At 45.8% G+C, this 19769-nt stretch carries 19 protein-coding genes, 1 tRNA gene, 1 other RNA gene and 1 riboswitch; of the genes, 15 read left to right on the top strand and 6 right to left on the bottom strand.

The window, feature by feature from the left end; translation table 11 throughout:
• Positions 1-248: 248 nt before the first annotated feature.
• The 6 genes from murA to FMS18_RS19160 all read left to right on the top strand — a co-directional run bounded on the left by murA (position 249) and on the right by FMS18_RS19160 (position 8724).
• Positions 249-1502: a UDP-N-acetylglucosamine 1-carboxyvinyltransferase gene (gene murA / locus FMS18_RS19185; RefSeq protein ID WP_163296279.1), complete on the top strand. Its 1254-nt coding sequence runs from the start codon at positions 249-251 to the stop codon at positions 1500-1502.
• Between the two features lie 15 nt (positions 1503-1517).
• Entirely contained in the window at positions 1518-3923 is a 2406-nt protein-coding gene (locus FMS18_RS19180; protein WP_163296278.1) for a DNA internalization-related competence protein ComEC/Rec2, read from the top strand.
• Between the two features lie 124 nt (positions 3924-4047).
• Positions 4048-4446, top strand: a complete 399-nt coding sequence (locus FMS18_RS19175; RefSeq protein ID WP_163296277.1) for a response regulator — start codon at positions 4048-4050, stop codon at positions 4444-4446.
• Between the two features lie 242 nt (positions 4447-4688).
• Positions 4689-6038 carry a regulatory iron-sulfur-containing complex subunit RicT gene (gene ricT, locus FMS18_RS19170; protein ID WP_163296276.1) on the top strand — a complete coding sequence of 450 codons (1350 nt, stop codon included), beginning with the start codon at positions 4689-4691 and terminating at the stop codon, positions 6036-6038.
• Positions 6039-6259: 221 nt separating this feature from the next.
• Positions 6260-8200, top strand: coding sequence for a methionine--tRNA ligase (gene metG / locus FMS18_RS19165; protein WP_163296275.1), 1941 nt, complete (start codon positions 6260-6262; stop codon positions 8198-8200).
• A gap of 254 nt (positions 8201-8454) precedes the next feature.
• Entirely contained in the window at positions 8455-8724 is a 270-nt protein-coding gene (locus FMS18_RS19160; RefSeq protein WP_163296274.1) for a hypothetical protein, read from the top strand.
• Between the two features lie 66 nt (positions 8725-8790).
• On the opposite strand, the gene FMS18_RS19155 is transcribed toward FMS18_RS19160, so the two are convergent.
• From FMS18_RS19155 to FMS18_RS19145, 3 genes are all read right to left on the bottom strand, one after another.
• Positions 8791-10116 (bottom strand): hypothetical protein, encoded by a 1326-nt coding sequence (locus FMS18_RS19155; protein WP_163296273.1) that lies wholly within the window; start codon positions 10114-10116, stop codon positions 8791-8793.
• Positions 10064-10594: a hypothetical protein gene (locus FMS18_RS19150; RefSeq protein WP_163296272.1), complete on the bottom strand. Its 531-nt coding sequence runs from the start codon at positions 10592-10594 to the stop codon at positions 10064-10066. The genes FMS18_RS19155 and FMS18_RS19150 overlap by 53 nt, the downstream gene beginning before the upstream one ends.
• A 208-nt stretch (positions 10595-10802) precedes the next feature.
• Positions 10803-10879: transfer RNA gene (locus FMS18_RS19145), tRNA-Pro, on the bottom strand.
• 573 nt (positions 10880-11452) lie between these two features.
• Here FMS18_RS19145 and FMS18_RS19140 point away from each other — a divergent pair.
• Entirely contained in the window at positions 11453-12490 is a 1038-nt protein-coding gene (locus FMS18_RS19140; protein WP_239061110.1) for a S9 family peptidase, read from the top strand.
• 70 nt (positions 12491-12560) lie between these two features.
• On the opposite strand, the gene FMS18_RS20510 is transcribed toward FMS18_RS19140, so the two are convergent.
• Positions 12561-12734, bottom strand: coding sequence for a hypothetical protein (locus FMS18_RS20510; protein ID WP_203544707.1), 174 nt, complete (start codon positions 12732-12734; stop codon positions 12561-12563).
• Positions 12735-13273: 539 nt separating this feature from the next.
• On the opposite strand from FMS18_RS20510, the gene FMS18_RS19135 reads away from it, so the two are divergent.
• A complete protein-coding gene (locus tag FMS18_RS19135) occupies positions 13274-13825 on the top strand; it encodes a hypothetical protein (RefSeq protein WP_163296270.1) in 552 nt (183 codons plus the stop codon).
• Between the two features lie 100 nt (positions 13826-13925).
• Positions 13926-14078: riboswitch (FMN riboswitch) on the top strand.
• Between the two features lie 105 nt (positions 14079-14183).
• Complete coding sequence (gene ribB, locus FMS18_RS19130) at positions 14184-14837, top strand: 3,4-dihydroxy-2-butanone-4-phosphate synthase (RefSeq protein WP_163296269.1); 654 nt, start codon at positions 14184-14186, stop codon at positions 14835-14837.
• 142 nt (positions 14838-14979) lie between these two features.
• On the opposite strand, the gene FMS18_RS19125 is transcribed toward ribB, so the two are convergent.
• A complete protein-coding gene (locus FMS18_RS19125; RefSeq protein WP_163296268.1) occupies positions 14980-15381 on the bottom strand; it encodes a cupin domain-containing protein in 402 nt (133 codons plus the stop codon).
• A 226-nt stretch (positions 15382-15607) separates the two neighbouring features.
• Between FMS18_RS19125 and ffs the strand changes: the two genes are divergently transcribed.
• The 6 genes from ffs (at position 15608) to FMS18_RS19100 (ending at position 19009) form a co-directional block, all read left to right on the top strand.
• Positions 15608-15703, top strand: an RNA gene (gene ffs / locus FMS18_RS19120) — signal recognition particle sRNA small type.
• Positions 15704-15851: 148 nt separating this feature from the next.
• Positions 15852-16322, top strand: coding sequence for a rhodanese-like domain-containing protein (locus tag FMS18_RS19115; RefSeq protein WP_163296267.1), 471 nt, complete (start codon positions 15852-15854; stop codon positions 16320-16322).
• Positions 16322-16732, top strand: coding sequence for a MauE/DoxX family redox-associated membrane protein (locus FMS18_RS19110; protein ID WP_163296266.1), 411 nt, complete (start codon positions 16322-16324; stop codon positions 16730-16732). The genes FMS18_RS19115 and FMS18_RS19110 overlap by 1 nt, the downstream gene beginning before the upstream one ends.
• Before the next feature lie 407 nt (positions 16733-17139).
• Entirely contained in the window at positions 17140-17781 is a 642-nt protein-coding gene (locus FMS18_RS20785) for an alpha/beta hydrolase (protein WP_239061114.1), read from the top strand.
• Positions 17705-17881 (top strand): IS66 family transposase zinc-finger binding domain-containing protein, encoded by a 177-nt coding sequence (locus FMS18_RS19105; protein ID WP_239061113.1) that lies wholly within the window; start codon positions 17705-17707, stop codon positions 17879-17881. Before FMS18_RS20785 ends, FMS18_RS19105 begins: the two co-directional genes overlap by 77 nt.
• A gap of 3 nt (positions 17882-17884) precedes the next feature.
• Complete coding sequence (locus FMS18_RS19100; protein ID WP_163296290.1) at positions 17885-19009, top strand: IS66 family transposase; 1125 nt, start codon at positions 17885-17887, stop codon at positions 19007-19009.
• Here the strand turns inward: FMS18_RS19100 and FMS18_RS19095 are convergent.
• Positions 18992-19768, bottom strand: a complete 777-nt coding sequence (locus tag FMS18_RS19095; protein WP_368854187.1) for an IS3 family transposase — start codon at positions 19766-19768, stop codon at positions 18992-18994. The genes FMS18_RS19100 and FMS18_RS19095 overlap by 18 nt on opposite strands.
• Position 19769 lies beyond the last annotated feature (1 nt).

The raw sequence follows: 19769 nt of genomic DNA, 5'->3' as shown, positions 1-19769 counted from the left end.
ATCTTTAAATCCCGCAAGTAAAAGATATGATTAACTTGTTTATAAAACCAGTTTTGGTCTTAATAGAAAAATAGGTTATACGCGGTCTTCACTAAAGAGATATTTTGTGCCACAAACATTTTGTTATTTTTGATACTGAAAGCAATCAGGGGTCGCGGAAAGGCAATGTCTTTTCACCCGGTCACCAGATGTTAATTTTAAGAAATTGACGATGGTGGCTTCATACCTGATAAATATAAGGAATTAAGATGGATAAATTAGTTATTGAAGGTGGAGTTTCCCTGAATGGCCCGATTCGGGTCAGCGGTTCCAAGAACGCAGCCCTGCCTATTCTGCTGGCTTGCATCCTGCCAGAGGGGCCGATTTGTCTCAGCAATGTCCCCCGTTTGCGGGATATTCATACTACGCTCAAGCTGCTCGATATTCTCGGGTGCGAAACTTCATTTGAAGGGAATACTGTATGCAGCGAGGTAAAGGATCTTAAGATTGAAGCTCCGTACGATCTGGTTAAGACCATGCGTGCTTCCGTGCTCTGTCTCGGTCCGCTGCTGGCCCTGAAGGGTGAGGCCAAGGTTGCGCTTCCCGGCGGCTGTGCCATCGGCGCACGTCCTGTTGATCTGCACCTGACCGCATTTGAGCAGATGGGTGCCACTTTTGATCTTGATTCCGGCTATATCCACGGAAAATGTGACAAGCTTAAAGGTGCGCACATTCATTTTGATTTCCCCACTGTGGGCGGTACTGAAAATGTACTCATGGCTGCTTCCATTGCGGAAGGGGAGACCATTATTGAGAACGCTGCCCGTGAGCCTGAAGTTGTCGATCTTGCCAAATTTCTTATTGCCTGCGGAGCTAAAATTTCCGGGCACGGGACCAGCATCATCACTGTTCAGGGTGTGCCTTCGCTTAAAGGTTGTGATTACAAGGTCATGCCGGATCGCATTGAGGCCGGAACCTACATGGTTGCCGCAGCAATGACTGACGGCGAGCTTCTGATCGAGGATTGTCCCTTTCAAGAACTTGAGTCTGTTGTCTATAAGTTGCGCAAGATGGGCGTTTTTCTTGAGGAAGAGGAAGGCGGAGTCCGCGTGCGCCGTACCAACGGCCTTATCTCCGGCGTGGATATCACCACCCAGCCTTATCCCGGTTTTCCTACTGACATGCAGGCTCAGCTCATGACTTTGATGTGTCTTTCCACCGGTGCCGGAACTATTGAAGAAAAGATTTTCGAAAACCGCTTCATGCATGTGCAGGAACTGGTGCGTATGGGTGCGAACATCAAGCTTAAAGGTCGTACTGCCATGATCCGCGGTGTTGAAAGAATGACCGGTGCCCCGGTTATGGCTTCCGATCTGCGGGCCAGTGCTTCTTTGGTTGTTGCCGGATTGGCAGCTTCCGGGCGTACTGATGTTCAGCGTATTTATCATCTTGATCGCGGGTATGAGAAGTTGGAAGACAAACTTTCCGCTGTCGGCGCAAGGGTCTGGCGCGAGAAAGAATAGGTTTCCTCCCGCATCATGAATCAGGTTGCGGATAATTTGATTATTGAAAACAGGCCCGGACTACCGGGCCTGTTTTTCTGGCAGATTCTAGTTCCCGCCTTTGTTTTTGGCATCCTGTCCATAAAATGGATGCTTCCTTCCTTGACCGCTCTATTGGTCTATTTTTTTATTATTAATATTTTTCGGCCTGAGAAAGGTGCCGCAGTTCTACTTTTGATTCTGTTCGGTTTTGGCAATTGGTATGGTTCTTTTGTCCTGCCGCCCGGTCCGGGGCCAATGGAAGAGTGGATGACAGCCCGCGAAAAGGTGCAGCTTAGCGGAATAATCCACAGCATCAAAGGTGCTCCGGGAAATCGTCTAAAAATCCTGCTTGAAGATGTCACTTGTCAGAGCGAAACGGGATATACTTCGCTTTCCGGGTATTTGAATTGGACATGGGATAAGCCGGATAAATTCCCCTTTGTTGGGCAGTCGGTATCGCTTTATGTGCGGGTTAAGCCTGTTCATGGATTCCGCAACAGCGGACTTTGGGATTACGATTTTTATTGCCGCATCAAGAATATCCGTTACCGAACCTACACCCGAGGGGTGATTAAAAATGGTGGTTTGGTGCCGTATGAGCCGCAGGGCTTGCAGAAATTACGGGCTTCCCTGCGTGAACATATTCTTAAAAACGGACCTCCCACAGATGGCGGGGCAATCTTTCCGGCGCTGCTGACCGGGGACCGCTTCTATCTTTCCCGCAACAGTGTTGAACTTATCCGCCGGGCCGGAGTTTCGCACATTCTGGCCTTGTCCGGGCTTCATGTCGGGTTCATTGTGGCAATGGGATTTGGTCTGGCGTGGCTGGCCGGAGCTGTTTCTCCCCGTATTTATCTGCGGGTGCCCCGGATGCGGCTGGGCGTTCTTTTTTCTGTTCTTCCGGTATTGCTTTATCTCTGGTTGGGGCAATTCAGTCCATCACTCATGCGGGCAGTGTGCATGTTCGGTTTCTGGGGATTGCTCATGTTTTGCAGCCGGGGCAGGGTGCTTTTGGATGGCCTTTTTCTGGCTGTTGTTGTGATTCTGGCATTCTCTCCGCTCAGTGTTTTTGACTTGGGCTTTCAGCTATCTGTGCTGGCAGTGAGCGGAATTGCTCTGCTTTATCCGTTGTTTGCGCGGTTGATGCCTTCCGGTCACAATTTATTTATTAAAATGACCCGGTTCGTGCTGGCTATCTTTTATGTCAGTCTGTCGGCCAATATTGCCTTGCTGCCGATTACAATCTGGAATTTCGGGGTGCTCACCCCCAATTTTATTTTCAATATTCTTTTTGTGCCTGTTCTTGGTTCGGTCATTCTGCCTGTTTGCGGAGTGGGTGGGCTGGTGGCGTCTTATTTTAGCCCGGAACTCTCGCAGGCTTTGTTTATGTGGGGCGCAAAGGTCTTTGATTGGTTGTTGCAATTGGTGCGGGAGGCAGTGAGTGCCGGATTGCTGCCTGAATATGCTTTCTACCGTCCTCACTGGGAAGGGCTGCTGATTTACTATCTCGTTCTGGGAGCGGCGCTTCTTTGTTGGCACGGTAAAATAAAGCGGGCGCAATTGTTGCTTATTCCGATTGTTATGCTGTTCGGACTGCGTGTTTCAGGGGAATTCGGACCGGATCGGGTGCGTATGGATATTCTTGATACCGGGCAATCCCAGTGCGTGGTTATCAGCGGACCTGCTGGAACTCGCACTGTTGTGGACGGTGGCGGCGGTTTCGGCAGGACTTTTGATATGGGACGATCCATTGTCGGGCCGTGGCTGGCTTATGGGCATCTCCCGCGGGTGGATAACGTTTTCATGACCCATGGTGACCGGGATCATGCCGGAGGGCTTGCTTTTCTGTTTGAAAAGTTTGCCGTGGGCAGTTTTTATTCCAATGGAGATATTCCCAGTGGTCGGGTGGGGGAACGATTTGTTGCGGCATTTAAAGAAAAGGACATAGTTCCGCAAGTTCTCCGCGGCGGAGATGAGGTTGTTCTTGAGCCGGGGCTGGTTATGCAGATTTTGCATCCGTCTTCCCGTTTTGAAGGTAGCCGCAATGACCGCTCTCTTTATTTGCGTTTACTCTGGAATGGGCATCCCCTGCTTTCCATTTCAGGTGATCTGGATAGTAAGGGGGTGCGGGCTGTGCTTAAGAGTGGAAATGAGCTTGATTCCAAAGTTCTGATCCTGCCGCATCATGGCAGTGCCGGGTCATATTCACCTGAATTGTATGAGCGTGTCGCCCCGGAGTTTGTCCTTGCCGCTTGCGGTTTTTTAAATCGCTTTAATTTTGTTTCAAAAAAAGTTGTGCGTGAACTGGATAAAAGACAGATATGTATGTATACGACTTCTGCATACGGGATACTTACCGTAGAATGGAATAATGCAGGAGAGGTAGTAACTGCCCCTTGATTTAAAATACATTTTTCTTGTTATTGTTGCACAGGAAACTTGATTTTCATGTGCAAAAGTGACAGAGTCTACCCATTGACAGAAGTCTTTGTGTGATGCCTATGATGAATGGAGGTTTGTCTGCATGCGGGTGCTGATTGTTGATGATGATTTTTATTGCCGCAATATGTTGCATGAGATCATGAAGCCATATGCACAGTGCGATATTGCCGTTAACGGTGAAGAGGCTGTTTTTGCATTTAAGAAGGGGCTTGAGTCCGGTAATGCTTATGATCTGGTTTGTCTGGATCTCGTTATGCCGGAAATGGACGGACAGCAGGCTTTACGTGAAATCAGGTCCATTGAGAAGGATTTCAAGGTCGAGGAAGATGGTGCGGTTAAAGTTATCGTGACCACCATGCTTGATGACCGTAAGGAAACACACGATGCTTTCTTTCTTGGCGGGGCTACTTCGTATCTGGTCAAGCCTATTGAAGAGATCAAGCTTGTGAATGAGCTTAAAAATCTAGGTTTTTCGGTTTAGCTTGTTTTTTTAAATTTTCAGGACATGAATAAAGTCCTGTTTTAATACTTTTGCCCTTATTTCCGGGCTGAATCCGCGGCATTTGCTGCGGATTTTTTTTGCTAAATATTAAAAATTGTTTTATTCAAGCCTATTAGAGATAGAAAACGGAATTGAAGTTCCTTTGGAAGTGGTCTATTGTGTCTGCTTCATATCAAGTTTTATCCGCCGTCAAATGCGGTTTTATATAAGGTTTTTTAATAATGTCACAGATTTTAGGTGTTAAATTTAACGATTTCGGACAGATATACTATTTTTCGTCCGGCCCGTTTGTTGTCCGTGAAGGACATTCAGTCATTGTGAAGACTGAGCAGGGCATGGGGCTAGGAAAGGTCTTCGTTGTGCAGCAGGATCTGCCGGAAGATGTAACCGAAGATTCAATTAAAACCATCTACCGCCTTGCAGGTGAGGAAGATCTTGAGGCTGAGGCCGAAAACAAGGATCTTTCCCGTACCGCGCATAGGTTCTGCAAGGATTGCATCGAGCGTCAGAAGCTTGAGATGAAGCTTGTGGATGTTGAGGTCTTTTTTGACCGCAGTAAGATGATTTTTTACTTTACCGCTCCGGGCAGGATTGATTTCCGTGAACTGGTTAAAGATCTGGTTAAGGAATACAGGACCCGTATTGAGCTGCGCCAGATAGGTGTGCGCCATGAAACCCAGATGCTGGGAGCTATCGGGAACTGCGGTCAGATTTGTTGCTGCCGTCGCTTTATGCGTAAGTTTATGCCTGTAACTATCAGGATGGCTAAAGAGCAGAATCTTTTTCTTAATCCGACCAAGATTTCGGGGATTTGCGGCAGATTGCTTTGCTGCCTTTCCTTTGAGCAGGAAAATTACGAGGAATTCCATCGTAAAAGCCCTAAGACCGGTAAAAAATACAATACTGTACACGGCACTGTCCGCGTAACCCGCACCAATTTTTTCAGGAATACCCTGACTGTTCTGCCGGAACATGGGGATGAGATTGAGATTCCTCTTGATGACTGGCCGGATACGATTAAGGCTGCCGGGCATGATCGGAGAGGGGATTCTGATTTCCGTTCTGATGAACCTCGCAGAGCCTGTTCTGAGGATAGGGATAAAAGCTGGGGTGATCGTGACGGTGGCAGCGCAAGGCCGCAAAGGTCTCGTTCTGACCGTGGACGTTCTGATCGTTCAAGGCCTGAAAGAGGGCGTTCTGACCGTTCAAGAAGCGAGCGGCCTAAGTCAGAACGACCTAAGTCCGATCGTCCTAGACCGGAGCGTGCTAACGCAGAACGGGAAAAGGGTGATGAGACCAGAACTTCAGTGGACAAGCCTGAAGCAAGGCAGGAGCGTCGTAAGGATGATTCCAAGCAGCAGGATCGCCGCAGGCGTCCTCCCAGAGGCAGGGAGCGTCCTCAGGGAAGGCCGGAACAAAATAAGCCAGAGCAGGATAAACAGCCATCCGCTCCAGCTAAATCCGGTGAAAATGATGATTCCGGTAAGCCCAAAAAGTCTTCGCGTCGTCGTCCTTCAAGGCGTAGGCGTAAGCGCAAGCCTTCCGGTCCACGGAAGAATAAAAGCGATTAATTCGTAAGAATAGAAATATTTGCTTATATTCGGGTTCTTCGCTATATGCGTTCTGCCCGTGAAGTGTAATCAATCTTGCGGCCGGTTGAAAATGTATGTGTTCTCATCCGGCTGTTAGGTTTTTTACGCTATATTCACTTCGGATTTTGCATGCGGCAGTGGCCGTTTTATATAATCTTTACTAAATCCGATTGTTATCACCTTAACAGGAGTGACTGATTTTGGATTCGTTTTTTATTACAACTCCCATCTATTATGTTAATGCTAAGCCGCATCTCGGCCATGCTTATACAACAATTCTTGCTGATTCCATGAACAGGTTTCACAAGCTGCTGGGAGATGAAACTTTCTTTCTCACCGGAACAGACGAACACGGTGATAAGATTGTGCAGGCCGCTGAAAAAGGCGGTCAGACACCCCGTGAATACGTCGACGAGATAAGCTCTCTGTTCAGCGGCCTGTGGCCCGGTTTGCAGATTGAGAACGACGATTTCATCAGAACCACCCAGGACAGGCACATCAAGTGCGTTCAGGAGGTTCTGCAAAAAGTTTATGACAAAGGTGATATTTACTTCGGTGAGTATGGCGGTCATTACTGCTTCGGGTGTGAAAGATTTTATACCGAAAAGGAACTTGTTGACGGGAAATGCCCGCAGCATGAAACCGTTCCCAAATATATTGCAGAGAAGAACTACTTCTTCAAAATGTCCAAATATCAGGACTGGCTCATTGGGCATATCAATGCCAATCCCGATTTTATCCGCCCCGAAAGGTATCGCAATGAGGTCCTGAGCCTGCTTAAGTCCGGTGCTCTTGAAGACCTTTGTATTTCTCGTCCCAAGAGTCGTCTTGAGTGGGGGATTGAGCTTCCTTTTGATAAGGATTTCGTGACCTACGTGTGGTTTGATGCTCTCATCAACTACATTACAGCACTTGAATATCCTGATGGCGAGAAATTTGAAAAATTCTGGCCCAAAGCCAATCATCTTGTTGCCAAGGATATCCTCAAGCCCCACGCAGTTTTCTGGCCTACAATGCTTAAAGCTGCCGAGATTGAGCCTTACCAGCATCTTAATGTGCATGGTTATTGGCTGATCAAAGACACCAAGATGTCCAAATCTCTTGGTAACGTTGTTTCCCCGCTGGAAATGGCCGAGAAATACGGTGTTAACGCATTCCGTTATTTCCTGTTGCGTGAAATGGTTTTCGGTAATGATTCCAGCTTTTCCGAGGAAGCTCTTGTGGGCCGTCTCAATGCTGATCTTGCTAACGATCTCGGCAACCTTTTCAGCCGGACCCTGTCCATGACCCACAAATATTTTGAGGGTAAGGTTCCTGCTCAGGGTGATGAAGCTGATGAGGATTGCGAAATCAAGAGTCTCGGTCGTAAGGCCATGGCTGAATTCCAGAATAATTTTATGGACGCTAAATTTTCCCGTGGACTCGAAGGACTCTGGGAACTTGTGCGCGGTCTGAATAAATATATTGATACCACCCAGCCTTGGGCTCTTTACAAAGAAGAGAACATGTCACGGCTCGGTACTGTTATGTATGTTCTGCTTGAGAACATGCGTAAAATAGCGGTCCATCTCTGGCCGGTCATGCCTGATGCCAGTGAACAGATGCTTGCACAGCTTGGCATTAAATTCGCCCCTGAAAAGGTCAACTTGCAGGGCGAAATTGACGTTTGGGGACTGCTTGATCCCGGCTCAGAAGTAGCCAAGAAGTCCAATCTCTTTCCGCGTGTTGAGCTGTCCAAGGAAGAACCTGCTCCCAAGAAAAAGGAAGCAAAGAAATCCAAGAAGCAGTCCAAGCAGGTCAAGGAAGAGATTCCCGGAGTTATCGAGTTTCCTGATTTCCAGAAAGTGGATATGCGTGTTGGTACCGTGCTTTCCGTAGCCAAACATCCTGATGCAGACAAATTGTTGCTGGTCAAGATTGATACCGGCGAAGATGAGCCCCGTCAGGTCGTGGCCGGATTGGCTGAATTCTTCAAACCGGAAGATCTGGAAGGCCGTCAGGTTGTTGTGGTTGTAAACCTCAAGCCTCGCAAGTTGCGTGGAGAAGTGTCTCAGGGCATGATCCTCGCGGTGCGTAACGGCGAAGAGATGCAGCTGCTTAGCGTTTCCGCGCCTGTTGGAAATGGGTGTAAGGTTTCGTAGCTGTTTGTTTAGATAGGAAATTTTAAAAGTCCCCTGTTGCTGATGCAGCAGGGGATTTTTTATGAAATGTGCAATCACTGTCCTTTAGCGTAAGATGTAAGTTGTCATGGTTTCCTGCTGTATGGGGCAGGTACCGCATTGGTATTGAAACACGTTTTTAAGAGAAGTTGTTAGCATAGTCTTGCATTTGACATTCCACCCCACAAGCCTATGATAGCGCGGTTCTTTTACTTATCAAAAATGAGGAAAATATAATGATTTTACCCGGAATGGCTAAAGATGACGTGGTCCTTGTTAAGGCAGACGGTAAGCGTGTTGAAGGGCTTAAGGCTGTTGTTTCCATGCGCAGGATTGTAACATTTCATACTGACCTGGAAATTGAACCGAAAGATATTATGCTCAAACAGTGCGCTGATGGCGGACAGGAAGCATATCTTGTGCTTGATCCTATGTTTAACAGGGCCGGGGACGGCATTCCTGAGAACTACCAGATTACTGTGCGTAAGGTTGCTGTGCCTGAGTAGGTTGAGTGAATATATATTTGAACGCAAAAAAGCCGTGGAATTGTCCACGGCTTTTTTGCGTTCGGATTATTCAAGTAGTTGTTCCAGAGGTATGTAGAACTTTAAGTTAACTTGAAGTTTAGTTGGATCATATCTTTTTTTGCCTACTTTGATCCATTTCCGGCTTCTACTTTTCTTTTCAGGAACCTGGTTGGCAAATGTTTTGTTGTTAATATTGTTCGTAATAATGAGGCTCATGATTTGTTTTTTGCTGATTCCATAAACATTGTGTATTTTATCTGCTATATAATCAAATGTTTGTCCTCGTCCAACTTTTATATAAAGGTTCTTAGTGTCTTGGTATGCATAAATACCTTTTATTAAGTTTTGTGTATACGTTTTGGGAGTTTCTTTGGGGTCGGGTGGTCTTTGAGTTTCGAGAGGAGAATGTGGCTTTGCAGGTGTTTTTTTGGTTTCATTTGCAGAAGTCTTGGGTGCAGTGTCTCTTTTAGATTTATGTATGTTCTTTTTGCTTTCATTGAATTTTTTATTATTGCTTTCATTGTTTGTGTCTCGGCTGTGTCCTACGGATATACTGCAAATGTCGTCTTTTATGTGTTGAGGTGAAAATGTGTTGTCAAATACGGGTGTCATCATAACAATGCACTCGGCATTTTCATTAGTGCCTTTTGCCTTTCTCAGTTGTGGAGATAAATCAAATTCGAAGCTTTCTAAATTTGATGGTTTGTATGTATAACGTTTTGTGGGTGATTCAATAGTGTATTTTATATTTGATTTAAAATCGAGTTTTAATTTTATAGTTTCGTGGTTGTCGATTGTTATGTCATCAAAAAAAGGTGCGCAAGGTTTTATGAGAAACGCAATATGGTCTCCTTTTCTCTCTGAAACATTGTTGTAAATGCGAAACTTGAAAAGCATGTCTTTGTTTTGGTCTATTGTTACATATTTGCTTACCAACGGTATTTTGATGTCTAATGTGAAATTGTCTTTTTGTCTTTTGCTTGGTGCGACCTGAAATTCTATATGGTCAGGGTATTGATCCTTCGTGACAATATGTTCGTATTCTTTATAGTTGTTGTTTGCCTCAAATATTTCTCGGGTTATGTCTATCCCTTTTGGGCCACGAAATGAATATTGATCGCGTTCATGTTTAGATGTGAATAAACCTTGCAATTGGATTTGGTAAGGTTTTGTGATTACGACATCTTTTGTTTTGAGCTTGTTATAGTAGCTGGTCGGAATATAGAGAATTTCGGGTATTGAGTCTGTGGTTGCTTTCTGTGGTTTTAAAATTAGTGAATCCTTGTTTTGGAGAGTTACTGTCGCATTGGCAATAGAACTAAAAATTAATAATATTGAACACACCGTCCCTATAAAACATTGGCGAATCATATCCCCCCCTTGAGTTGATTTTGTATTCGAATATGTATGGATTCATGCTGCCATCGATTTGTCCAAGGCTTGTTTCAAATGTAACAAATACTTTTGTTTTTTTTACACCACTCCCGTTTAGCCCTCCAATATTGTTTAAAATTTTAATTACTTCAGCTTTTTCAATGCTTGTTTTATTCTGTACAGTAATTGTTTCTTGTTTTGATTCATTGCAAAATGTGAGAGTCGTTTTATATATTGCGATCCAGTCGGGTTTGTGAGTGTGGAAGTAATGTTCGTAGCCATCGTTGGTCATTTTTACGAAGGGTAGTGTTTTCAGCAGCTTGACACGTTCTGAGTATATGTAGGTTTCTATAAGGTCGCTATTGATGAAAATTGCAGCCAATGTGGCTATGATGGCAATATTTTTCATTAAATCGATAGTTTGTGAGAATACCTTTAGTATGTCTTTTTTTTCTGTGTTGTTCTTTAAATTCAATTGACCTCTCCTATTTACTATAGCTTTAGATGTTTTTTATGGATTTAGTCAATAATATATATGTATTTATATATGGCGTGTTTGTTCAGAAATAAAAAAGCCGCTGATCGACTCAGCGGCTTTTCGAATAAACTGATTAGGTTGATGGCTTTGGCTTAAAAAGAAAAAAGCCACTGATTGCTCAGTGGCTTTTCGGGGTTCCTTCTTGTGGTCGGGATGAGAGGATTTGAACCTCCGACCCCTTGAACCCCATTCAAGTGCGCTCCCAGGCTGCGCTACATCCCGACTCAAGTGAAGAGAGGTCTATGTGGAATCTCCGTAAGTGTCAACCATAATTTCAAATTATTACTTTAATATTATTTGGTCGCTTGTTCAGTTGTAAAGAAAATAAAAATATATCACCTTGGAATAAAATAAAAAAATGGTTCAGGTGTTGAAAAAATATTTATTCAGGAATAAAGTTGATTTCAAGACCATGGAGGATCTTTGCGTTACCTTGCGGCTTTGTTTTCAATTCTTTTGCACGTTTTGGCTGTGCTTTTCTTCATCGATTTTGTGAAACTCCCTCATGATCAAATTCGAAATGGTCTTGGTATTGAACTTGTTTCGTTTGTTGAGAAGGAGCAGAGGGGGGAAATAAAGTTATTTGCGAAAAAGGTTGAGCCCAAACTTGAAACCCAAGTTAAAAATAAGCCGATAAAAATAAAGAAGTCTCCCCGGCCTGATGTTTCGACAAAGCGTCTTGCGCAAAAGAGTATTCCAAAGTCAGCGTCTCGCGAAAATTTCCCTGCTGAGAGATCTCCTTTAAGGGAGGCATACAGTGCTAGCGAGAAAAAGACCGCCAAATCATATCCTGATATGGGAATCGGTAATTCTGTTAGTCCTGATGCTGTGATTCTGCGGCAGGGCAAGGGCATTACCGTTGGGAACTCAACTATGGTGCTCAAGCGTGGGTCGGAGGCTCGGTCTCTTTCGTCCTTGGCGGCTTATGAATTTGGTGAGGATGATTTTCGCGGACATTATGAAACATCCACTGGGCGACAGGTGGTCATTCTTGATGCTCGTGCCGAGTACGGGCGGCTGATTCTGCATGATCGTAAAAGTGGGTTGCTGCGTAAATTGAAAAAATCTGAATATGGCGATTTCATCTACACCTACGGTCCTTCTTTTGATGAAGATGAACCTGTTCAGGGTTCGGTGGTCTTCTTGCCCGGTGATGAACACTGGATACACCGCTTCATGTGGCTGCCTGATGGTGAGCCTGCTGAATATCCGGTAAAAGGGCGTGTGGATGCTTATGAAGTTGAGGATGATGCAGAGCATTGCGAATTGTTTGTGCCTGCGGCAAAGGGAAAGTTTCCGGCTGTGGTGCTGGTTCGTTACGGTCTTGATATTCCATACGGGCAGTTTGCCGAGGTTGCGCGCCATCTTTGTGGACGGAATGTGGTTGTTTTGTGCGCAGAAAATTTGAGTTCTGATGAGTTGCGTAAAGCTTATGATGCATTGCAGGGGCATTCCAAGGTTAAGCCTGAGCGGATAGGTGTCTGGGCCAGAGGTTACGGGGCAAAAAAAATGCCCCGCATGGATTTGCCTGCGGGGCTTTTTAAATTTGTCATCCTGACCATAGATCATCCTGATGGACGTCTATTTCCAGAAAGGCTCGCGTCTGTTCTGGCTGACGGTTTACCGACTTTCATCGGTTTTCGCGGTGTCAGTGTCGACTGGAAGAGGGTGGTACCGGTGATGCTGACCGGATTCCAGTCTGCCCCCCATCAAATCGTCATGATTGATGAAGACTGCCCGGCTACGGGCAGAGAGGGGACAGACCAAAAGTGGATCGATTGCTTATCCGGCGATTTTGTCAACAGTATTTCCGCCTGGCTTGATTCAAACTAGTCAGACGCGTTAGAGAGTTGCGGATTTGTTGACAACTTGTGAGATTGAGTCAGAGATTGAGGTGCAGGACTTAGTCCTGATCTTCTTCCGCTTTGGGATCGGAAGAGTTGTTCTTTTCCTGTTCGTCCAGAGATTTGACCATGGCAGCGATGTGACCGCTGACAGAACGATATTTGTGAGGATCGTTCTTTTCCATTTTTTTCAAAGCTTCCGGTTTTTCTCCGATGCTGCTGTGTTTGTTCATAAAAACCTCCTATACGGTTTGGCCGTAGCTACTTTCGTCTTGAGATTTTCCAGCCCGAATCAACAAAGACGATAATACACTATTTTTAGGTTTTGTCTAGGCCGCATTGGTGAGAAAAAAAATCACGTGATTTGATTTATGTGATGAGTGACAGGTTTGTCCTGTTTTTGTAGGTGTATAAAGTTTGTATCGAACTCTGTGAATTTTGTAACAAGTGATTCGTTTGTGTTTGTACATTAATATTTAATGCATATCCTCCTTTTCAGAATAGAAAAGAGCTGAATTATATTGTTTGAACATAGCGATAGGCGAAATTTCTTTCTGTACATCAATTTTCAAACAAACAGTTACTTAAGAAAGATTGGAACATTTCTTAATCCGTGAAAATCATTGTTTTATGTAGATAAGTTCAAAATTTTATCGTATGCAACAAGTCAGGTGCAAATTGTAGTTCTACCGAAAATCCTGATTGTGGACTTGATCATTTTTATGTATCAGTCGTTTTCACGAATCTAGACAAGCTAACACTGGAGGAAGAAATGAGTAATCCTAAAGAGTTCATTTTATATAGTGGCGGTGCTTCCGGCACAGAAAGCGAGTTCGGAGTGAATGCTGAAAAGTATGGTTTGCAGGAAGTTAACTACAGTTTTGAAGGTCACCAGAATGCCCGTCAGCGTGGCCTGCGTGTTCTTACTGAAAAGGAACTTGAAAGCAAAGATGTCAGTCTCACTTATGTATCCAAATTGATGAACCGTAACTTCACCCGTGCACCTATCTTTCGTAAGGTGCTGCAATCAATCTGCTGGCAGGTTAACAGCGGGCATGAAATCTTCATCATTGGTAATATCCTTGATGATGGTACCGTAAAAGGTGGAACCGGTTGGGGTGCTGAGTTTGCAAAAATATGCAATAAGCCTTTGTTCGTCTTTTCTCAGGACAAGAATTGCTGGTTCTGCTGGGAAAAAGAAAAGTGGGCTGAGTGTGCTGATCCTAAAATCACACACAGGCATTTCACCGCTACCGGAACCCGCTTCTTGGAAGAGTCCGGTAAAAAAGCCATTGAAAAGCTTTTTGAAGACAGCTTCAAATAGAATATCTTTTCTACATGATATTTAAGAACCCCGCTCCATCTGGAGCGGGGTTCTTTTTTGCCCTTGACTAAGAGACGGTTTTTTCAGTAGAAAAAGCTATCTTAATTCTCAGGGCGGGGTGAAATTCCCCACCGGCGGTGATTCTTTAATTTTAAAGACAGCCCGCGAGCGCCTTTTCAATCGGTGAAAAGGGTCAGCAGATCCGGTGTGACTCCGGAGCCGACGGTTAAAGTCCGGATGAAAGAGAGTGAGACAGTTCCCACGCATGTGGTCTTCCCTACACTTGCGCGCTGTTCTTATATGGACAGCTGTCTATTCTATCGCCCTGATTCTGGTAACTTAATATTGGAGATTTACCATGAATCAGAATCTATTGTCCCAGTATGGTACCCCTGTTGAGAGGGTAGAGAAAGGTCTTCAGGCTTTACGTGAAGGTCGTGGAATTCTTGTGACTGACAATGAAAGTCGCGAGAATGAAGGCGATCTCATTTTTTCTGCGGAAAAGCTCAGCGATGAGCAGATGGCCATGATGATCCGTGAATGCAGCGGAATCGTCTGTCTTTGCCTGACCGAAGAAAAAATAGAGCAGCTTGATCTGCCCATGATGGTCGAAGCCAATTCCAGTCGTTATCAGACTGGATTCACCGTAACCATCGAAGCTGCCAAGGGTGTTACTACCGGCGTTTCCGCAGCTGACCGTGTGACCACGGTCAAAGCCGCCATTGCCGATGGAGCACAGTCTGCGGATCTGCATAGACCCGGACATGTGTTTCCTTTGCGCGCCCGCTCCGGTGGTGTTCTGGAGAGAGAAGGGCACACCGAAGCTACTGTGGATATGATGACCCTCGCGGGCCTTAATCCCTGCGGTGTTCTCTGTGAACTGACCAACCCGGATGGAACTATGGCAAGGCTGCCGGAGATTGTTGAATTCGGCCGGAAACACGACATGCCTGTGCTGACCGTAGATGACATAATTAATTACAGAATTGAGTTTGCTAAAAAAGCATCATGATGTATAGTTATGGCAAGCAGTTTTTAGGATTGACACTCTAACATCTGATTCAAACCGGCAAATTTGGATCAACACCGACATTAAACGAAAAGCCCGTTATCATTATTTGATAGCGGGCTTTTTGCTTGAATCATTAGGCTGGCTATTTTTCGTAGACACAGCCGATGCAACATAGGAAAGTAGCTTCTTCAGTGTCGCTGATGTTGCGCATGCCGTGTGGTTCCATGCAGTCGGAAAAGACAAAGTCTCCGGGACCGCATATTTTGCTCTCAGTGACTTCGTCTGTTTCAGGGTTGCAGGCAAAACATTCGAACTGGCCTTTTTCTACATATACGGTCTGGAGATAGAAATGGTTGTGGGTCGGGATTTCACCGCCGGGTTCTACTGTGAAGTGGCGCAGGCCGTATTCCGGCTGTCCATTTGCGTCTTTACCGGATTTGGAGAGCCAGCGGATGGTTACGCCTTTTACTTCATGGTTTTCACCTTTGTAGCCAATCTGTTGAACTTTAATACCTTCGACATCTTTAATGTTTTTAGCGTCCATTCTATTCTCCCGAATTGAGATTAACTTGTGCGGTTGAGTTTGTTCAGTTAAACAGAAACAGGTAGTGAGATAAAGTGTAATATTTTTATGAAAGTGTTTGGATTGGAGGGTAGTCGGGCGTTATTTAAAGTTTTTTTAAAATAAGTTTAAATTTCTAGCAATAAGGCTTGACAAAGTCTGCCGGAATAAATAGTTATTTCTCCTCGTCGCAACGACGAAATCTTTGACAGAGAGGCCGGATGGCGGGTGCGCTGTGAACCCCGTCAGGTCCGAAAGGAAGCAGCGGTAACGGTTTATCCCGGGTGTCCGGTCTCGCTGAAAGAAGGGTGTGTTCTAAATGAACACACCCTTTTTTATTGCCATAAACCCAGCCTGCTCTTGCATTTCGATTTGAAACCGTGCAATCTTTTCCAATTGTTAATAAGAATCCTGCGGGATATGAATATTATTTCAAACTCAGGCGTTTTCTGATGAAGTTCGGTACTTTTGCATCTTTCCTGGTTAAGGCATTGCTCATATGTCTTTTGTCTGGCGGATTGGCTGTAGCTTTCAATACGGCTCGTCCCAAGCCGCACACCCTTGCGGAATTAAGTCATCCTCAGCCTCCTGAGATTGGAGAGGTTGGCACTGTGGACCTGTTGCAGGACTTTACAGCGGGTAAGTATTCTTTCGTGGATGCCCGCAGCAGTATGGAGTTCGACATGGGGCATATTCCCGGTGCGCTAAATATTACCGTTAACATGGAAGGGGATGAACTGGCGGTGCAGGCAGCGATGATTGATCAAAGCCGCCCGGTAATCATCTATTGTGACGGGCTTTCATGCGGTAAGAGCTTGATTGTAGCTAAGAAACTGGTCGAGAAGGGTATTAAGGATGTTTCAGTGTATACTGAAGGCATAGACGGCTGGATCGGAGCCGGAATGGATTTGGAGGCAAACTAATGGAATTTAGAGCATTACCTCGCATTATTCTCGGGATTGTTTTTATTGTCGCCAGTCTGGATAAGATTGTTGATCCGTTAGCTTTCGCTGAGATCATCAAGAATTATCAGATCCTGCCGGAAATGATGATCGGCCCCGTGGCTTTCTTTTTGCCATGGCTGGAATTTGTCTGCGGAGCTATGCTGGTCTGCGGCGTGTTCATCGACACAGCTGTAGCAATTCTTGTGGCAATGCTGCTGGTCTTCATAGCTGCTCTCTCCGCCAATCTTTACCGGGGCATAGATGTGGCTTGCGGCTGTTTTTCCACTGATATTTCAAGTGCATCCGACATGCAGATGACCATCGTCAGAGATGTTGTTCTGCTGGTTATTTCCGGGCTGGCTTTGAAGTGGAGGAAGGATGAGATATAATAAAGTCTTTGGATACGAAATTGAATTTAGTTTCTGTTATTTCAGGAGTTTAACCCCCGTTCTTTTCTATTAGATTATGGTTTCTTTGGGGTGGAAAGGTGAGTAGGGAGAATTACTTTTAAGATTAGTCCGCTTCATCTTTTTCGTAACCAGCAGGCCGTCGGTTCAATTCCGATCGTTGGCTCCATGAAAAAGTAAAGCCTCACAGTGTGTTAGCACGTTGTGGGGCTTTTTGTTTTGGTGTTTGAGACAGTGAGGTTTTATGGTCAGGTTGAGTGCAGCTTTGCAGCTATTCTGTTGTCGTTTTGCTAATTTTTAGAGAGTTGAGTAATGGGATAAGCAAAAGGGGATGATAAACAACAGTAAAAGGATGAACTAACTTTTCAACAAGAATTAGGGCGTAGTGTATGGGATGTTTTAACGCAAGAGCGATTTTTAATTATCTGGTGTTTCTTTTTTTCTTATTGCTAAGCACTTCGTGCGCCTCCACCCTCAATCCAACTGAAAGAATGCAGCTTTTGGTGCAGGGCACTGACTTTCAATATGAAAAAATCAGAACAATAGATTTTGATCTGGTCACATATTCCCGTATTGAGCCTGGGGCTGAAAACCTGACAATATACATCGAAGGAGACGGACAGGCATGGAGAACTCGATCCAGAGTTTCGTTTGACCCTACTCCGCATAACCCGCTCGGGTTTATGCTGGCCGCATTGGACCCGGCTCTTTCCGTTGTATATCTGGCCCGTCCTTGTCAGTTTGTAGGCGGTACAGAGGCGAGAAATTGCGATGTGTCCTGTTGGACCTCTGGGCGATTCAGCAAAAAAAATGTTCAAGCCATCGATGAAGCCATTTCGCAGGTGAAGCAGCAGGCCAAGGCACAGAAAATACATCTTGTCGGGTATTCCGGCGGCGGAGCAATAGCTCTACTTGTTGCAGCTCAAAGAGATGATATTCTATCTGTCAGGACTGTTGCCGGAAATCTGGATCACAAAAAATGGACGTCGCCCTATCTCCGAAGCATACCCTCGGGTAGAAGTCGTTCATGACATTCCTGAAGAGGACAATATTTGCCCCTGTGGCTGCGCTTTAACGCGTATCGGAGAAGAGGTCAGCGAGAAGCTGGACATCATTCCGCAGAAAATCTAAGTCATCCGTCATATCCGGCCCAAATATGCCTGTCGTTCCTGCGAGGGTGTAGAAGATGATGGCCCTACCATCAAAACAGCTCCCATGCCAGCCCAACTGATCCCGCAAGGCATAGTCACTCCCGGACTGCTGGCTTATATTCTGACCAACAAATTCGTCGACGGGCTGCCGTTTTACAGGCAATCGAACATGTTTAAACGGCTTGGAGTGGATCTTTCCCGGGCGACAATGTCCGGTTGGACATTGCGGGCGGCTGAAGCGTGTAGCCCTTTATTGGAGTTACTTTACGAGCAAATCCGCTCCGGACCGATCATCAACATGGATGAGACCACGGTGCAGGTCCTGAAGGAACCTGGAAGAAAGAATACTTCGAAATCATACATGTGGGTGGCCCGTGGCGGTGATCCTGAGCATCCCGCCGTGCTCTTCCATTATGACCCCGGCAGGGGCGGGAAGGTGGCCGAAGAAATCGTCGGCGATTTTAACGGCTTCCTGCAAACTGATGGCTATATCGGCTACAAAGCCCTGGGTGAGCGCGAAGGAATCAAGCATGTCGGCTGTCTGGTCCATGTGCGGCGCAAATTTCATGATATAATCAAAACCGGCTCCAAGAAGAAGTCGGGAACCGCCCAGACGATTTTGAATCTTATCGGGAAGCTTTACAGGCTGGAAAAGAAAGCACGGGAACAGCAGCTTGATCCCGATGCGGTTCTGGTCATGCGTCAGGAGCAGGCCAAGCCGATTGTGGACAAGATTAAGGAGCAGCTCGACTCCCGCGCGAAAACAACACCTCCCCAGAGTCTTCTTGGGAAAGCTATCACCTATGCCCTCGGCCAGTGGGAAAAGATAGAAGTTTACCTTAAGGACGGTCGTCTACAGCCGGATAACAACGTAGCTGAAAACGCAATTCGCCCCTTCGTCGTAGGCCGAAAGAATTGGCTCTTCTCCGGTTCTCCCCGAGGCGCAAAAGCCAGTTCCACCATTTATTCTCTCATAGAGACTGCCAAGGCTTGTGACCTGAATCCTTATGAATACCTACTTCATGTGTTTGAACGGCTGCCCCAGGCCAAGGGTGAAGACGATCTCAAAGCCTTATTGCCACAGGCTATTTCAAAGAACGCATCCTGAGCATACCCAATCAGAATATTTTGAAAAGGTGGGGCTCTTCTGACGGTTACGGTTTACCCGCTCCCTTTTCAACTTGCTAAAAAAGTTTTCTGCGACAGCATTATCCCAACAGTTTCCTCGACGACTCATACTGGTTACACAGCCGTGCCTGTGAAGAGCCGATGAAAAAGAGGAGCTGGTGTACTGACTCCCTCGGTCTGAGTGGAAAAGCACCTCTCCCGTAGGACGTCGGTTGCTGATCGCCATATCCAGTGCGCTACACGCCAGATCTGCGTCGACTCGGTGGGACATGGACCAGCCGACTATTTTTCTAGAAAAAATGTCCTGCACAATTGCCAGATAGAGCCATCCTTCGCCTGTAGGGATGTACGTAATATCCGAAACCCATTTTTCATTTGTAGCACTGGCAGTGAACTCCCGCGACAACAGGTTCGGTGCGTAGTGCTCATCCCGGTGTGCTTTCGGGTTACGGTGCTTACGCACTGTTTGATATTTCATCCCTTCAGCGGCAAGGACGCGCCTTACGGTTTCTGGACAACAGTAAAAGCCGATAGCTTCGATTACGTCCTCGTGCACCTTTCGGTATCCATACACTCCGTCACTTTCTCGGTAAGACGTGCTGGCCGCTTGCCGGATTTTATCCCGTCTTTTCTGCTGTTCGCTTGGCAACCGTTTTTGCCAGTCATAATAACCACTTCTGCTGACAGACAAAACGCGGCACAATGAAACGATTGGATAGAGTCCTTCTTGTCTAGCGATC

The organism is Desulfovibrio sp. JC022 (assembly GCF_010470665.1).
Lineage (GTDB): Bacteria > Desulfobacterota > Desulfovibrionia > Desulfovibrionales > Desulfovibrionaceae > Maridesulfovibrio.
Note: the sequence above shows the minus strand (reverse complement) of the source record. Positions and strands in the feature narration are given on the sequence as shown.

Excerpts from the sequence above, each read along its gene's own strand:
- FMS18_RS19110 (WP_163296266.1), top strand. The coding sequence starts at position 16,322 with ATGGAATTTAGAGCATTACCTCGCATTATTCTCGGGATTGTTTTTATT.
- FMS18_RS19175 (WP_163296277.1), top strand. The coding sequence starts at position 4,048 with ATGCGGGTGCTGATTGTTGATGATGATTTTTATTGCCGCAATATGTTG.
- FMS18_RS19160 (WP_163296274.1), top strand. The coding sequence starts at position 8,455 with ATGATTTTACCCGGAATGGCTAAAGATGACGTGGTCCTTGTTAAGGCA.
- FMS18_RS20785 (WP_239061114.1), top strand. The coding sequence starts at position 17,140 with ATGGGATGTTTTAACGCAAGAGCGATTTTTAATTATCTGGTGTTTCTT.
- ribB (WP_163296269.1), top strand. The coding sequence starts at position 14,184 with ATGAATCAGAATCTATTGTCCCAGTATGGTACCCCTGTTGAGAGGGTA.
- FMS18_RS19135 (WP_163296270.1), top strand. The coding sequence starts at position 13,274 with ATGAGTAATCCTAAAGAGTTCATTTTATATAGTGGCGGTGCTTCCGGC.
- FMS18_RS19115 (WP_163296267.1), top strand. The coding sequence starts at position 15,852 with ATGAAGTTCGGTACTTTTGCATCTTTCCTGGTTAAGGCATTGCTCATA.
- FMS18_RS19125 (WP_163296268.1), bottom strand. The coding sequence starts at position 15,381 with ATGGACGCTAAAAACATTAAAGATGTCGAAGGTATTAAAGTTCAACAG.
- FMS18_RS19180 (WP_163296278.1), top strand. The coding sequence starts at position 1,518 with ATGAATCAGGTTGCGGATAATTTGATTATTGAAAACAGGCCCGGACTA.
- FMS18_RS19140 (WP_239061110.1), top strand. The coding sequence starts at position 11,453 with ATGGGAATCGGTAATTCTGTTAGTCCTGATGCTGTGATTCTGCGGCAG.
- ricT (WP_163296276.1), top strand. The coding sequence starts at position 4,689 with ATGTCACAGATTTTAGGTGTTAAATTTAACGATTTCGGACAGATATAC.
- FMS18_RS20510 (WP_203544707.1), bottom strand. The coding sequence starts at position 12,734 with ATGAACAAACACAGCAGCATCGGAGAAAAACCGGAAGCTTTGAAAAAA.
- FMS18_RS19155 (WP_163296273.1), bottom strand. The coding sequence starts at position 10,116 with ATGATTCGCCAATGTTTTATAGGGACGGTGTGTTCAATATTATTAATT.
- murA (WP_163296279.1), top strand. The coding sequence starts at position 249 with ATGGATAAATTAGTTATTGAAGGTGGAGTTTCCCTGAATGGCCCGATT.